10 protein-coding genes are annotated in these 14470 nt (G+C 73.5%); 3 read left to right on the top strand and 7 right to left on the bottom strand.

The features are described 5' to 3' along the window. The first annotated feature begins 5 nt into the window (after positions 1-5). Positions 6-1223: a helix-turn-helix domain-containing protein gene (locus ACOKM3_RS18235; RefSeq protein ID WP_426901766.1), complete on the top strand. Its 1218-nt coding sequence runs from the start codon at positions 6-8 to the stop codon at positions 1221-1223. Positions 1224-1321: 98 nt separating this feature from the next. Here the strand turns inward: ACOKM3_RS18235 and sucD are convergent, their stop codons facing one another. The 7 genes from sucD to ACOKM3_RS18270 form a co-directional block, all read right to left on the bottom strand. Continuing rightward, a complete protein-coding gene (gene sucD, locus ACOKM3_RS18240; protein ID WP_385756027.1) occupies positions 1322-2203 on the bottom strand; it encodes a succinate--CoA ligase subunit alpha in 882 nt (293 codons plus the stop codon). 21 nt (positions 2204-2224) lie between these two features. After that, on the bottom strand, positions 2225-3403 hold the full coding sequence (sucC, locus tag ACOKM3_RS18245) for an ADP-forming succinate--CoA ligase subunit beta (RefSeq protein WP_426901767.1): 1179 nt from the start codon (positions 3401-3403) through the stop codon (positions 2225-2227). 420 nt (positions 3404-3823) lie between these two features. After that, positions 3824-5077, bottom strand: a complete 1254-nt coding sequence (locus tag ACOKM3_RS18250) for a hypothetical protein (protein ID WP_426901769.1) — start codon at positions 5075-5077, stop codon at positions 3824-3826. Positions 5078-5165: 88 nt separating this feature from the next. Further along, a complete protein-coding gene (locus ACOKM3_RS18255; protein WP_426901771.1) occupies positions 5166-6416 on the bottom strand; it encodes a hypothetical protein in 1251 nt (416 codons plus the stop codon). A 62-nt stretch (positions 6417-6478) separates the two neighbouring features. After that, positions 6479-7711, bottom strand: a complete 1233-nt coding sequence (locus tag ACOKM3_RS18260; RefSeq protein WP_426901773.1) for a VWA domain-containing protein — start codon at positions 7709-7711, stop codon at positions 6479-6481. Then, positions 7708-10050, bottom strand: coding sequence for a DUF5682 family protein (locus tag ACOKM3_RS18265; RefSeq protein WP_426901774.1), 2343 nt, complete (start codon positions 10048-10050; stop codon positions 7708-7710). Before ACOKM3_RS18265 ends, ACOKM3_RS18260 begins: the two co-directional genes overlap by 4 nt. Then, complete coding sequence (locus tag ACOKM3_RS18270) at positions 10047-11234, bottom strand: ATP-binding protein (RefSeq protein ID WP_426901776.1); 1188 nt, start codon at positions 11232-11234, stop codon at positions 10047-10049. Before ACOKM3_RS18270 ends, ACOKM3_RS18265 begins: the two co-directional genes overlap by 4 nt. Positions 11235-11412: 178 nt before the next feature. Here ACOKM3_RS18270 and ACOKM3_RS18275 point away from each other — a divergent pair, with 178 nt between their 5' ends. Next, positions 11413-12807 carry an SWIM zinc finger family protein gene (locus ACOKM3_RS18275; protein ID WP_426901778.1) on the top strand — a complete coding sequence of 465 codons (1395 nt, stop codon included), beginning with the start codon at positions 11413-11415 and terminating at the stop codon, positions 12805-12807. A 73-nt stretch (positions 12808-12880) separates the two neighbouring features. Next, a complete protein-coding gene (locus ACOKM3_RS18280) occupies positions 12881-14446 on the top strand; it encodes a DUF5691 domain-containing protein (protein ID WP_426901780.1) in 1566 nt (521 codons plus the stop codon). Positions 14447-14470 lie beyond the last annotated feature (24 nt).

A 14470-nucleotide genomic window follows, 5' to 3' on the forward strand; every position in this document is an offset into this window, starting at 1 on the left:
TCACGATGACGCAGGGCGCTGCCTCCCCCAAGCTCTCGAATGGACTCGAGCAGGGGGGACCCCCTTCACTGCCGCCGCCCAAGGAGCGCCGTCTGCTCCGCGAGGCCGGCTCGCTGTCCCGGGACCAGGTTGCCGAGCGGGTCGGCGTGACGCGCGAGACCGTCCGTCGCTGGGAGGCCGGCCGCACCACTCCAAAGGGTCAGAAGCGGGAGGCGTACGCACGCCTCCTGGCGGAGCTGGCCCCCGCGGAGGAGCCGTCCCCGACGACAGCGGGATCGACAACCGCGGCATCGACGACAGCGAGGCCGTCCCCGAAGGCCGCCGCGATACGAGAACAAGAACCCGCGCCGCCGACGGCCGGGGCCACCGCCACGGCCGTGCTGGAGCAGGAGCCCGCGCCGGACCCCGCCTCGGCGGCATCCCGCGCCCGCACCGCCGCCGAGGCCTTCGACGCGCTCTACACGCACGCCGCTCCGTTCCTCGTCCGGCAGACCTATCTGCTCACCGGCCGCAGGATCCTCGCCCGCGAGGCCGTCGAGCGCGCCTTCCAGCAGGCCTGGCAGAACTGGCCCGAGGTGGCGGTCGACCCGGACCCGGCGGGCTGGGTGCGGGCGGCGGCGTACGAATACGCGATGTCGCCGTGGCACGGCCTGCGCCCCGGAAAGCGTCAGCCGGAGGCGCCGCCCGCCACCCCGGAGGACCGCGAGCTGCTCGGCGCGCTCCTCGACCTGCCGCCCGTCTACCGGCGCACGCTGCTGCTGTACGACGGGGTGGGCCTGGATCTGCCGGAGACCGCGGCGGAGACGGAGGCCAGCACACCGGCCGCCGCGAACCGCATCCTGCACGCCCGTGAGGCCGTCGCCCAGCGGCTGCCCGACCTCGCGGTCCCCGAGCAGCTGCACCGGCGGCTCGCGGAGCTGGCGGGCTCGGAGAAGCTGGACGCACCCGTGTCCACGGTGGTGCGCAGCGACGGCGAGCGGCGCACCCGGCTCTGGACGCGGGCGGCCGTCGCGTTCACGGTCTTCATCATCGGCGCGACGGCGCTGACCGTGCGGGTGGCGCCCACGCACTACGAGCCGGTACCTGCGCCGGGTTCGCCGATCGCCGGCGTACCGCCGCTGACCGGTCCCGAACCGCTGACGCAGGCCGATCTGGAGCTGCGCAAGGAGCTGCGGGAGAAGCTCGGCGGAGGGCCCGAGCGGCTCACCCCGAGGACCGAATAGCGACCGAACAGCGCGCGTCGCGCAACGCCAGTGGGCCCGCACCGTCACCGGTGCGGGCCCACTGAGCTGCGTAGGAGAAGCTCCTGGCGGAGAACCTCTTAGCTGAGGATCTCGCGCGCGAGCTTCGCCGTCTCGGTCGGCGTCTTGCCGACCTTGACGCCGGCGGCCTCGAGGGCCTCCTTCTTCGCCTGCGCGGTGCCGGAGGAGCCGGAGACGATGGCGCCGGCGTGGCCCATGGTCTTGCCCTCGGGCGCCGTGAAGCCCGCGACGTAGCCGACGACCGGCTTCGTCACGTTGGCCTTGATGTAGTCGGCCGCGCGCTCCTCGGCGTCGCCGCCGATCTCACCGATCATGACGATCAGGTCGGTCTCGGGGTCGGCCTCGAACGCGGCGAGCGCGTCGATGTGCGTCGTGCCGATGACCGGGTCGCCACCGATGCCGACGGCGGACGAGAAGCCGATGTCACGGAGCTCGTACATCATCTGGTACGTCAGCGTGCCGGACTTCGAGACCAGGCCGATGCGGCCCGGCTTCGTGATGTCGCCCGGGATGATGCCGGCGTTCGACTGGCCCGGCGTGATGAGGCCGGGGCAGTTCGGGCCGATGATGCGGGTCTTGTCGCCCTTCGACTTCGCGTACGCGTAGAACGCGGCGGAGTCGTGGACGGCGATGCCCTCGGTGATGACGACGGCGAGCGGGATCTCGGCGTCGATGGCCTCGACCACGGCGGCCTTGGAGAAGGCCGGCGGGACGAAGAGCACGGACACGTTGGCGCCCGTCTTCTCCATCGCCTCGGCGACGGAGCCGAAGACCGGGATGTCATTGCCGTCGATGTCGACCGACGTGCCCGCCTTGCGCGGGTTGACGCCACCGACGATGTTCGTGCCGTCGGCCAGCATGAGCTTGGTGTGCTTCATGCCCGTGGCACCGGTCATGCCCTGGACGATGACCTTGCTGTCCTTGTTGAGGAAGATAGCCATGGCTGTTCTGTCCCTCGTCCCTTACTTCGCGGCCGCGAGCTCGGCGGCCTTGTCGGCCGCGCCGTCCATGGTGTCCACGCGCTGCACCAGCGGGTGGTTGGCGTCGGAGAGGATCTTGCGACCCAGCTCGGCGTTGTTGCCGTCGAGGCGGACGACGAGGGGCTTCTCGACCTTCTCGCCCTTCTCCTCGAGGAGCGCGAGCGCCTGGACGATGCCGTTGGCGACCTCGTCACAGGCGGTGATGCCGCCGAAGACGTTGACGAAGACCGACTTGACGTCGGAGTCGCCGAGGATGATCTCCAGGCCGTTCGCCATCACCTGGGCGGAGGCGCCGCCACCGATGTCGAGGAAGTTGGCCGGCTTCACGCCGCCGTGGTTCTCACCGGCGTACGCGACGACGTCCAGCGTCGACATGACCAGTCCGGCACCGTTACCGATGATGCCGACCTCGCCGTCGAGCTTGACGTAGTTGAGGTCCTTCTCCTTGGCAGCGGCCTCGAGCGGGTCGGCCGCGTCCTTGTCCTGGAGGGCCTCGTGGTCGGGGTGCCGGAAGCCGGCGTTCTCGTCCAGGGACACCTTGCCGTCGAGGGCGAGGACCTTGCCGGACTTCACCTTCGCCAGCGGGTTGACCTCGACGAGGAGGGCGTCCTCGTCGATGAAGGTCTTCCACAGCGTCTGGAGGATCTCGGCGACCTGGTCGGCGACCTCGGCCGGGAACTTGGCGTCCGTGACGATCTTGCGGGCGACCTCGGGGGTCACGCCCTCATTGGCGTCGATCGGCGTCTTGGCGACGGCCTCCGGGCGGGTGGCCGCCACCTCCTCGATCTCCATGCCGCCCTCGACGGAGGCGATGGAGAGGAAGGTGCGGTTGGTGCGGTCCAGGAGGAAGGAGACGTAGTACTCCTCCACGATCTCCGGAGCCGTCTCGGCCATCATCACCTTGTGGACCGTGTGGCCCTTGATGTCCATGCCGAGGATGTTGGTCGCGTGCTGCACGGCCTCGTCGGGGGTGGCAGCCAGCTTCACGCCGCCGGCCTTGCCGCGGCCGCCGACCTTCACCTGCGCCTTGACGACGGACTTGCCGCCAAGACGCTCGGTCGCCTCGCGGGCCGCCTCAGGCGTGTCGATGACTTCACCGGCCAGCACCGGTACACCGTGCTTGGCGAAGAGGTCCCTCGCCTGGTACTCGAACAGGTCCACGCGCGTCCGTCCCTATCAGTGATCTCGCGGTTCGTTATCTGCGTGGGCGTGCCGCGAGGGGCAACGTGACTCCGCTGTCACACGTGACGAGTGCTGTCGCTGCTGTCACTAGGGAGGCGTACACGGTGGCCGAGTACGCGGCATGTCCGTCTCGCAGGTTATCGCCGCTCAGGGACGGCTTCTAAATCGCAGATCACACCTGAGCGGTGATACCCATCACAGAGCGCCCTTTTTGTGGCGCTATCTACGGTGCTGCCGAGGCGCCCGGGGAATGGAAGCGGCCTCACCGAGCGGGGGTGCGCTCGGTGAGGCCGCAGGTCAGCGGGTGGTCACGTCCCCAAGCGGACCACCCGCCGTCATGCCCGGAAAGCGACCCGGACCGGCCGATGGATTTCGGCCGACCGGGCACCGTCGCGTCGGTCAGACGCCGGGCAGGTAGCTGGGCGCGACGGAACCGGCGACGCCCTGCACGCCGGTGACGGCGTTGCCGGCGAGCGGCTGGGCGTCGGCGGTGACGGTGCCGGTCAGGTCCTGCGCGAACGGGGCGACCTCGTGGGTCACGCCACCGGCCAGCGGGGCGACGTTGTCGCCGACCACGGTCTGCGCGAAGGGGGCCACGTTGTCGCCCACGACACCCTGCGCGAACGGGGTGACGTCGCCGGTGACGCCCTGCGCCAGGCCGTGCGCGCTGGTGCCGACGCCGCCGACGACCGGCTGCACGTGGTCGACGACCGTCTGCACGAGCGGCTGGACCGCGTCCACGACGCCGCCCGCGAACGGGGTGACGTCGTTGCCGACGACGCTCTGCGCGAAGGGGGCCACGTTGTCGCCCACGACGCCCTGGGCCAGCGGCTGGACCTGGCCGGTGACACCGGTCGCGAAGGGCGCGACGTTGTCGCCGACGACGGTCTGCGCGAACGGCGTCACGTCGCCGACCGCGCCGCCCGCCAGGGTGGTCACGTCGCCGACGGCCTGGCCCGCGACCGGCAGCACGCCGTGCACGGCGGTGGCGGCGACCGGCGGAAGCACGGCGTCGGCGGTCTCGCCGACGGCCGGGCCGGTGTTGGTGCGGACGTTCTCGACGGCGCCCTGGGCGGTGCCCTGCGCGGTGTCCTGTACGTAGGCGGGGGCCTGGGCGGCCGCCTGCGTCAGCTCCTGCTGGAGCTGCGGGGCGAAGGCGTCGAGCGGGCCGAACAGGTAGTCGACACCCTCCTGGGCGTCGGCCACGCGCTGCTGGGCGTCGGCGACGTGACCCTGGACGTTGGCGACGTGACCCTGGGCGGCGGCGACGTGACCGGCGGCCTCGTCCTTGACGTCGGCGACGTCGGCGGTGGTGGGGGCCTTGACCTGCGGCGCCTGGACCTGGTGGGCCTTCGACCGGACCTGGGCCCCGGCCTGCTGGGTGGCGGCCTTGGCCTTGTGGGTCACCTTGTTCTGCGTGAGCTGGTCGGCCTTGTCGGTCACCTTCGAGGTGGTGCCCTGCACGTCCGACGTCACGTTCTGCACGTCGTTCTGCACGTCGTTCTGCACGTCGGAGACGGTGTCACCGGCGACGTCCGGCACGGACAGCGAGTGCGCGGGCAGCTCGTCGGCGCTGGCCACGGCGGAACCGAGGGCCCAGGCGCCGGAGACGCCGGCGGCTATCACGATGGAGCGGCGGATGTTCTTGTTCATGGGTACGTCAGTTCCTTCGAATTCACTTCACGACTGGGCAGACCTGTTCCGCCCCCGCGCGGCAGGTCACGGGCGGGGAAGGGCTGCCCTAGCCGGGGAATTCGGGAATGTCGCGCAGCCGGTCGACCACCGGCTCGGTGCCCGCGGACGCCGTGGCGCCGGACGCGAGCAGTACGGGCGCACGGCCGCCGAACGTCGCCGCGTGCAGATCACCGTGGCGCGTCGAACCACCGTCGCCCGCGCTCGCGCCGGCCGACGGCACACCGTCGGGACGCTGCGGCACGACGGGCGCCGCGGGACGCGCCTCGGACCGCGCGCCCGCTTCCGCCTTCTGTACGTCGCCGAACTGCGCGACGTCGTACGCCTGCGGGCCGCTCACCGCCGCGTGCGGCCGGGCTTCGGCCGTGGCGGGGCGGTCGCCGTGCACCGCCGCGGCGTCCGCCTGCTGCGGCTCGGTCACGGCGGGCGGCGCGGGCCGGGCGTCGGCGGGGTCCACGATGCCGATGATCCTGCCGAGGCGGCCGTGCGTCAGCTGCTCCGGCACCGCTCCGACGAGCTCCGCGACGGCACGCGTCGCCAACTCCTCGACGGGCCCCGTCACCTGGCGCACGGTGGCACCGACCGGCGCCGTCAGATACCGCAGCGCGTCGACGGCGGAACGCAGGCGGACCTGGCCGCCCCCGAGCGCCTCGATGTGCTGCCGCAGCGGCTCGGTGAGGTACGCGTGCACGGGCGCGGTGAGGGTTCGGGTGGAGGTGCTGGTGCGGGTGGCGGGGTCGCTGGGAGCGGCGGGGGCGGCGGGCTTCTCGTGCAGCGGGCGCGCCAAGTGCTTTACACCGGACGCGTGCTGCACGCCGGACGCGTGCTCGGCGTTGGGTGCGTTGGTGCCGGGTGCGTGCTCGGCGCCGGGTGCGTTGGCTTCGGGTGCGTGCTGGGCGTCGACCGGGTTCGGTGCCGGCTCGGCGGGCCGAACCGGTGCGGGTGCGGGGTCGGCAGGACCCTGCGTGGGGGCGGTCGGCTTGGCGTGCGTGGACGCCCCGGTGTCCTTGGTGGACTCGGTGGCCTCGGACGCCGAGGACTCCCCGGAAGGGTCTGGGGCCTCGCGGGAACCCGCCTCGCGCAACTTCCCCACGGAATCGGCGACATGCTCCCGCACCGCCACGTGTCCCGCACCGAGCGAACCGGCGTCGGTCAACCCGTCCGCCTGCGCCCGGCCGCCGCACACGATCCCGAGGACGAACAATCCGCCGAACAGCAGCGCCAGTTGCAGCGCACGCCGTCCTGCCGTCGCGCGCACCAGGCGCGCGACGGGGGCGGGAAGTGCCATCGGGGAAGTCACGGTGGCCGAATCCTCGCATGGGGCGAGGGAGGCGGCGCAAGCCCCCTGTTACCGATGGGTACTCATATCCGGTTCGCGGCGGGTGCACCCTTTTCCGATGCCGCGTCCGGTATCGGCAAGGGGCGTTTCTCGATGGCCGCGGCCATGACGTCGGGGAACAGGTCCGGGGTGCAGGCGAAGGCCGGCGCGCCCAAACCCGCGAGCGCCGCCGCGCGCTCCCGGTCGTAGGCGGGCGCGCCCTCGTCGGAGAGCGCGAGCAGCGTCACGAACTGCACGCCCGACGCCTTCATCGCGGCGACCCGCTTCAACATCTCGTTGCGGATGCCTCCTTCGTAGAGGTCGGAGATGAGGACGACGACGGTCTCCGCGGGCCGGGTGATCTGCGACTGGCAGTACGCGAGCGCCCGGTTGATGTCCGTGCCGCCGCCGAGCTGGGTGCCGAACAGGACGTCGACCGGGTCGTCGAGCTGGTCCGTCAGATCCACGACGGCCGTGTCGAAGACGACGAGCCGGGTCGCTATCGAGCGCATGGACGCGAGCACCGCCCCGAAGACGGAGGCGTAGACGACGGATGCCGCCATCGAGCCCGACTGGTCGATGCAGAGGACGACCTCCTTCTTCACGGACTGCGCCGCGCGCCCGTAGCCGATCAGCCGCTCGGGCACGATCGTGCGGTACTCGGGCAGGTAGTGCTTGAGGTTCGCCGCGATCGTGCGGTTCCAGTCGATGTCGTGGTGGCGCGGCCGCTGGACGCGGGCGCTGCGGTCGAGGGCGCCGGTGAGGGTGGCGCGGGTGCGCGTCGCGAGCTTCTTCTCGAGGTCCTCGACGACCTTGCGCACGACCGCGCGGGCCGTCTCCTTCGTCGTCTCGGGCATCGCCTTGTTGAGCGAGAGCAGCGTGCCGACGAGGTGCACGTCCGCGTCGACGGCCTCCAGCATCTCCGGTTCGAGCAGCATCGTGGACAGGCCGAGCCGGTCGATGGCGTCCCGCTGCATGACCTGGACGACGGAGGACGGGAAGTAGGTCCGGATGTCGCCGAGCCAGCGGGCCACGGCAGGAGCGGACGCCCCGAGCCCCGCGCTCCGGCTGCCGCCGCCCTGTTGCTTGCCGCCGCCCGAGCCGTACAGCGCGGCGAGGGCGCCGTCCATCGCGGCGTCCCGCCCCTCGAGGCCGCACCCTGTGCCGTCCGCGTCCGCCCCGCCGAGCACGAGGCGCCACCGGCGCAGGCGCTCGTCCGTGTTCCGCTCGGTGCTGCTCTCTGTACTGCTACCGGTACTGCTCCCGCTGCCGGTCATGCCACCGCCCCCTCAGGGCTGTTGTCGCCCTCGTCGTTTCCGCCACCGCCACCGCCGTCGCCGTCGCCGTGGGCATCCGCACCCGCACCCGCACCGAGCAGGAGGCGCAGCACCGGCAGCACCGCGTCCGCCCGCTCCGCGTCCAGTTCCTCTCCGAAGCCGCGCGGTCCGCCGGTGACCGGGGACTGCCCGCCCTCGGATGGCCCGCGCCGGACCAGCTCGCCCAAGGTCCGCCGCACACCCGGCTCGTACGCCGAGAACGTGCGCCGCAGCAACGGCAGTACGTCGGTGAACGCGTCGTCCGACACCCGCGTCAGCCACGCGTCGACCAGGGCCAGGAGCCGCTCGTCGTGCACCAGGAGCAGTCCGCCGCCAGAACCACCCCCGACGAAGCCCTCGATCCACGCCGCCGCGTCGGCCGGCGCGGTGCCGGGCGAGAGGGCGAGGCTCATCAGCCGGGCCGCGTCCTCCTCGTCGAGCACGCCCTCGTCCAGGAGGACCCGCGCGCACCGCCCCCGGATCACCCCGGCCACGCCGTCCCGCTCCGCGAGCACGCGCAGCACGGTCCGCCAGCGCCCGCGCACGCCGGTGTCCTCCAGGAGCGCGACGGCCGAGTGCACCGCGTCGACATGGCCACGCATCTCCTCGGCCGCCTCCGCGTCGAGTGCCGCGCACGCCGGGGGCAGGCCGACGAAGACCCGCTCGGCGAGGCCCGCCGCCACGTCGGCGAGGGCTTCGGTGTCGGTGCCGCGCACGTCGCCGTAGCGCAGGGCGCGGACCAGGGCGGGCAGGGCGCCGGCCAGGTGACCGACGTCCGCGTCGAGGGCGGCGCGGTCGGCGAGGATCCGCATCACCGTCGGCAGCGCGTCCGCGAGCCCCGCGAGCAGGCAGACCTCGGCGAGCGCCGTGACGTCGGCGAGCGCCCGCGCGGCGATCGCGTCCGTCTCCGCCTTGGCGGTCGCGGCGGCGTGCACGGTCGTCCCCCACACCCCGGCCTCCGCGACCCGCACGGACAGCTCCGGCTCCCAGCGCAGCCGCCACGACTCGCGGAAGGTGCCGGTGGAGCCCCGAGCCGATCTCGCCGGCTCTCCCCAGGCCACGCCCAGGAGCCGCAGCCGGTGCAGCAGGCGGCTGCGCGCGGCGTCGGTGTCGCGCCGCAGGTCGAGGTCCAACTCCTTCTCCGCGGCTGCCGGTTTGAGCCGCAGGGAACGCTGCTGCCGCGTGAGGTCGCGCTGCAACGGCACCGCGGGCGCCGCCTCGGGCACCTCCCCCAGCACGTCACCGACCACCAGCTTGTCGTGGATGAGCGCCAGCGGTACGTCCGAGCCCTCGCACAGCACGGCCCGCACCGCGTCGGTGGTCTCCGTGAGCCCCGCGAGCGGGCGCCCGCGCATCACGGCGAGGGTCTCCGCGAGTCGTACGGCCTCGATGACGTGGGCGGAGGACACGATGCGGTCCTCCTCGCGCAGCAGCCCGGCGACCTTCGTCAGCCAGCGCTCCACGGGCCGGTCGGGCGCGCTGAACAGATGCCCGTACCAGCCGGGCGAGTCGATCCCCGCCCCGTATCCGCTGACCCGGGCCAGGCGCCGGTGCGTCCACGGCACCCACGTCATGTCGACCTTCGCCTTCGGCAGCCCCTTGAGCAGGGCGCGGTCGGCCGCGACGGTCGTCTTCTGCCGCAGCGCCGGCACATGCCACGCCCCGCACACGACAGCTACGTCGTCGGCGAACTCGCGCTGCGCCGCGCGCACTTGGAGCCGCATGTACGCCTCGCGCAGCAGATCCCGCTCGTGTCCGCCGTCCCCGCACGTCTCCCGCAGCGCTCCCATCGCCTCGCCGAGCGCTGCGAAGGCGTCGCCGTCCCGGTGCTCGACGACGTCCTCCCACCAGCGCTCCGCGTCGTCGTATCCGGCGGTCTCGGCGAGGACCCGCAGAGGGTCCACACGCACGGAGTCCCCCTCCCCCGTCCTCTCTTCCTGGTCGTCGCCGTAGTCGTCCTCCGCCCGCATCGCCAGGCTGTGCGCGGCCGGGAGGTCGATGAAGCGCACCGGCACGTCGCGCGCCAACGCCCAGCGGATCGCGACCCATTCGGGCGAAAACTCGGCGAACGGCCAGAAGGCGGACCTCCCCGGCTCGTCCACGACGTGCGCGAGCAGCGCGACCGGGGGCCGCATGCCGTCCTCGGCGGCGAGCGGTACGAGACCGTCGGCCTCGGGCGGTCCTTCGATCAGGACGATCCGCGGCTGTGCGGCGTCGAGCGCGGAGCGCACGGCGCGCGCGGAGCCGGGACCGTGGTGCCGCACGCCGAGCAGCGCGGGGCCCGTGGCCGGTGTCGTCATGCGCTCACCTCTCGGCAGGCCCGGTAGAAGTCCTTCCAGCCGTCGCGCTCGCGCACCACGGCCTCCAGGTACTCCTGCCAGACGACCCGGTCCGCCGCCGGATCACGCACGACGGCCCCGAGGATTCCGGCGGCCACGTCGGAGGGACGCAGCACGCCGTCCCCGAAGTGCGCGGACAGCGCAAGGCCGTTGGTGACGACGGAGATGGCCTCGGCGGTCGACAGCGTGCCGCTGGGGGACTTCACCTTCGTCCGCCCGTCAGCCGTCACACCGTCGCGCAGTTCACGGAAGACCGTGACGACGCGGCGGATCTCGTCCATGCCGTCGGGCGCGCTGGGCAGCTCCAGTGCGCGGCCGACCTGGTCGACCCGCCGCGAGACGATGTCGACCTCGTCCTCCACGCTCGCGGGCAGCGGCAGCACGACCGTGTTGAACCGGCGCCGCAGCGCGCTCGACAGATCGTTGACCCCGCGGTCCCGGTCATTGGCCGTGGCGATGAGGTTGAAGCCGCGTACGGCCTGCACCTCCTGCCCCAACTCCGGTATCGGCAGGGTCTTCTCGGACAGGATCGTGATCAGCGTGTCCTGCACATCGGCCGGGATGCGCGTCAATTCCTCGACGCGCGCGGTCATCCCCTCCGCCATCGCCCGCATGACCGGGCTCGGCACGAGGGCGTCCCTGCTCGGCCCGTTGGCCAGCAGCTGCGCGTAGTTCCAGCCGTAGCGGATGGCCTCCTCCGGCGTCCCCGCCGTGCCCTGCACCAGCAGCGTCGAGTCCCCGCTCACGGCGGCCGCGAGATGCTCGGACACCCAGGTCTTGGCGGTGCCGGGCACGCCGAGCAGGAGCAGCGCCCGGTCGGTCGCCAGCGTCGTCACGGCGACCTCGACGATGCGGCGCGGGCCCACGTATTTCGGCGAGATCACCGTGCCGTCGGGCAGCGTGCCGCCGAGCAGATAGGTCGCGACGGCCCACGGCGACATGCGCCAGCGGGCCGGCCGCGGCCGGTCGTCCTGGGCGGCGAGCGCCGCGAGTTCCTCCGCGAACGCGTCCTCGGCGTGCGGCCTCAGCACCTCGTCCGCGACCTGGCCCCCGCCCTGACTCCCGGCCCCGGCCCGGCCCTCGGCCTGGCTTCCGGCCCCGCTCCCGGTCTGACCCTCGGTCTGGCTTTCGACGGAAATGGTCATGGCTGTCCCCCTCCAACTCGCCCAGCTCGAATCCGCACAACGAGCCCTCGACCGCTCTCGTCGCGTGATGGGTTCCACGGTGCACCACGCCACTGACAATCGACATCGGCCGCGCCATCACCGCAGGTCGGAGCCGTTGCCGGACGGATTGTCAGTGGCGGGATCTAACGTCGAGGACATGAATCAGCTGGGGGTGCGCTGGACGACGGATCAGGTGCTCGCACTGGCGCCTGACGCCGCGTCACGCAAGGCGGGAAGCAAGCTCGGGGGGCCGGGTCCGTGGTCGGGGACCGGGAGTTCCGCGGGCGCGGGGAATGCGGACGAGGGGGCGGTATGGGGACTGTGCAAGGGGAGCGGCAGCAAGCCGTACCAGACGATCGTGGACATCGGCGGAGGCGCTCCGGGCGCGAACGGGCCGGGGTACAAGTGCAGTTGTCCGAGCCGCAAGTTCCCGTGCAAGCACGCGCTCGGGCTCTTGCTGCTCTGGGCGGGCGGCGAAGCGCAGGTGCCGGCGGGCCAGTCGCCGCCGGAGTGGGCCGAGCCATGGCTGGCGGGGCGGCAGAGGCGGGCCGAGTCCCAGCGGACCGAGGCGTCGGCGGCCGGATCGGGCGGCGCCGCGGCGGATCCGGAGGCGGCCCGGCGCAGAGCCGAGCGCCGCGCCCAGCGGATCACGGCGGGCGCGACGGAGCTGGAGCAGCGCCTCGCCGACCTGCTGCGCGGCGGCCTCGCGCAGGCGGAGCAGTCGGGTTACGGGCTGTGGGAGGAGACGGCCGCGCGGATGGTCGACGCGCAGGCGCCCGGACTTGCCGCACGCGTAAGAGAGTTGGGGGCGATACCGGCGTCCGGGCCCGGCTGGCCGGTGCGGCTGCTCGAGGCGTGCGCGCTGCTGCACCTCCTCGACCAGGGCTGGTTGCGCCGCGACGCCCTGCCCGCCGACCTGGCGGCGACGGTCCGCTCGCGCGTGGGCCTGCCCGCTTCGGACAGGGAGCCGCCGCTGCGCGACCGCTGGCTGGTCCTCGCCCAGTACGACACGGCGGACGGCCACCTCACGACGCGCCGGGCATGGCTGCACGGCACGCGGAGCGCGCGCACCATACTGCTTCTCTCCTACGGGGCGGCCGGCCGCGCACCGGCGCTCGCCCTGCCGACCGGGCGCACGCTCGACGCAGCGGTGTCGGCGTACCCAGGAGCGGGGGCCCTCCGGGCGGAGCTGGGCGAGCAGTTCGCCCCGGCGGAAGCGGACGGCATACGTCCCAAGGGAGTTGACGTCACCGCCGGCCTCGCCGCCTACGGAACGGCGCTCGCGGCCGACCCCTGGCTGGAGTCCTGGCCGGTGACGCTCGCGGAGGTGATACCGACGCGGGACCCGGACGGCCACTGGCAACTGGCGGACGGCGAAGGCAAGTCGGCGCTCCCCCTCACCGCGCACGCGGCGGCGTCCCCCGGCCTGTGGCGCCTGGTCGCCGTCTCGGGCGGCGCGCCGGTGACGGTGTTCGGCGAATGCGGCCCGACCGGTTTCCGCCCGCTGGCCACATGGGCGGAGGAGGCGGGGGAGGTCATATCGCTGTGCTGACCAATCCAGGAACCGCCAACGCGCCGAAACACCATTGCCGGTGACGAAGACCGCTCCACGGAGAGGACCCGTGATGACCACCACCGCCACCTGGGACGACCTCGTCAGCGCCGCCCTGCTCGGAACCGAACGCCGTTCGGACCGCCCGCCGCTCACCCTCCTCGACGAGGCCGCCGTGCACACCGTGCGCCGCCGGGCCGGTCTGCGTCCCGCCGCGGCGACCGCGCCGCCGGACCGCGCCGAGAACGACCCGCGCCGCCCGCTGCCGACCGCCGCGCGGCAGCGGCTCGCGCTCCTGCTCACCGACCGCTCCGGCGGCACGGGTTCGCGCCGCGGCACCGCCCCCGACCTCCTCGAACTGCTCCCGCAGTGGCTGGCCACGGCCAACGCGCACGGGTACGCGCCCCCGCCCGAGCTGCTGCCCGCGCTGCTCGACGCGGCGCGCGGGCGGACCGACCTGCGGCCCCCGGCTCTCACGTTCGCGGGGCCGCGCGCCCGCTGGCTGGCCCGGCTCAACCCGGACTGGAAGTTCGCGCTGCGCGCCACTCCGGGCGTCGGCGCCGTGCTGCCCGCGCCGGAGGAGAGCGACCAGGTTCATCTGCGGTGGGAGGAAGGCCTGTTCGCGGAGCGGGTGGCGCTGCTCGCCTCCGTTCGGGCGCACGACCCGGCCGCGGCCCGGGCGCTCCTGGCCGGGACATGGGGCACGGAGCGCGCCGAGGACCGCCTGATGTTCCTCGACTCGCTGCGCACGGGGCTCGGGGACGCGGACGAGCCGTTCCTCGAGCAGGCGCTGACCGACCGCAGCAAGAACGTGCGGGCGACGGCGGCCGAGCTGCTCTCCGCGCTCCCCCGCTCGGCGCTCGCCGCGCGGATGGCGGACCGGGCGCTGACCTGCGTGGCGCTCGACCGTGCGGAGGGCGCGATCGTCGTGGAGGCGCCGCACGAGTGCGACGCGGGGATGGAGCGGGACGGCGTCGTGGCGAAGCCACCGGCGGGCCGGGGTGAACGGGCTTGGTGGCTCGGGCAGTTGGTGGAGGCGGCGCCGCTCGGCCGGTGGCCGGACAGGTTCGGCGGCCGGGACCCGGAGGAGATAGTGGCACTACCGGTCGCCGACGACTGGCGCGGGGAGCTGCACGCCGCGTGGTGCCGGGCGGCGGTCCGGCAGCGGGACATCGGCTGGTCGCGGGCGCTGCTCGGGGCGCCGACGGCGGCGGACGCGGCGGGCCCCGGGGCGGTGTCGCTCGCCGAGCGGGCGAAGCTGCTCGCGGCGCTGCCGGGGGCGGAACGGGCGGACTGGGTGGCGGAGTTCATCGCGGCGCACGGGTTGTCCGAGGCGTTCCAGTTGCTGGGGGTGTGCGGCACGCCGTGGGCGCGGCCGCTCGGGCGGTCCGTGGTCGACGCGTTGAACATCGCGCGGGACGCGGGGAGTTACCCGTGGAGCTTCAGCGGGGTGATGGGGCTCGCGGAGCGCTGCCTCGACCCCGAGGAGGTGGTGCGGCTCGACGGCCTCACGGCGGCGGTGGAGGAACCGGAGGGGTCGGCGCCCGGGGCCGGGGGGTACTGGACGGAGGCGTTCCAACGCCTCGCCGGCACGTTGCGGCTGCGCCGGGCGATGCGGGACGAACTGGCTCCGCCGTGATCCGGCCCCGGGGCCCGGCCCCGC

Source organism: Streptomyces nidicola, from assembly GCF_050106155.1.
GTDB lineage: Bacteria > Actinomycetota > Actinomycetes > Streptomycetales > Streptomycetaceae > Streptomyces.

Bases quoted from the DNA above. Each gene is read 5' to 3' on its own strand.
- ACOKM3_RS18235 (WP_426901766.1), top strand. From the start codon at position 6: ATGACGCAGGGCGCTGCCTCCCCCAAGCTCTCGAATGGACTCGAGCAG.
- sucD (WP_385756027.1), bottom strand. From the start codon at position 2,203: ATGGCTATCTTCCTCAACAAGGACAGCAAGGTCATCGTCCAGGGCATG.
- ACOKM3_RS18250 (WP_426901769.1), bottom strand. From the start codon at position 5,077: ATGAACAAGAACATCCGCCGCTCCATCGTGATAGCCGCCGGCGTCTCC.
- ACOKM3_RS18260 (WP_426901773.1), bottom strand. From the start codon at position 7,711: ATGACCGGCAGCGGGAGCAGTACCGGTAGCAGTACAGAGAGCAGCACC.
- ACOKM3_RS18265 (WP_426901774.1), bottom strand. From the start codon at position 10,050: ATGACGACACCGGCCACGGGCCCCGCGCTGCTCGGCGTGCGGCACCAC.
- ACOKM3_RS18270 (WP_426901776.1), bottom strand. From the start codon at position 11,234: ATGACCATTTCCGTCGAAAGCCAGACCGAGGGTCAGACCGGGAGCGGG.
- ACOKM3_RS18275 (WP_426901778.1), top strand. From the start codon at position 11,413: ATGAATCAGCTGGGGGTGCGCTGGACGACGGATCAGGTGCTCGCACTG.
- ACOKM3_RS18280 (WP_426901780.1), top strand. From the start codon at position 12,881: ATGACCACCACCGCCACCTGGGACGACCTCGTCAGCGCCGCCCTGCTC.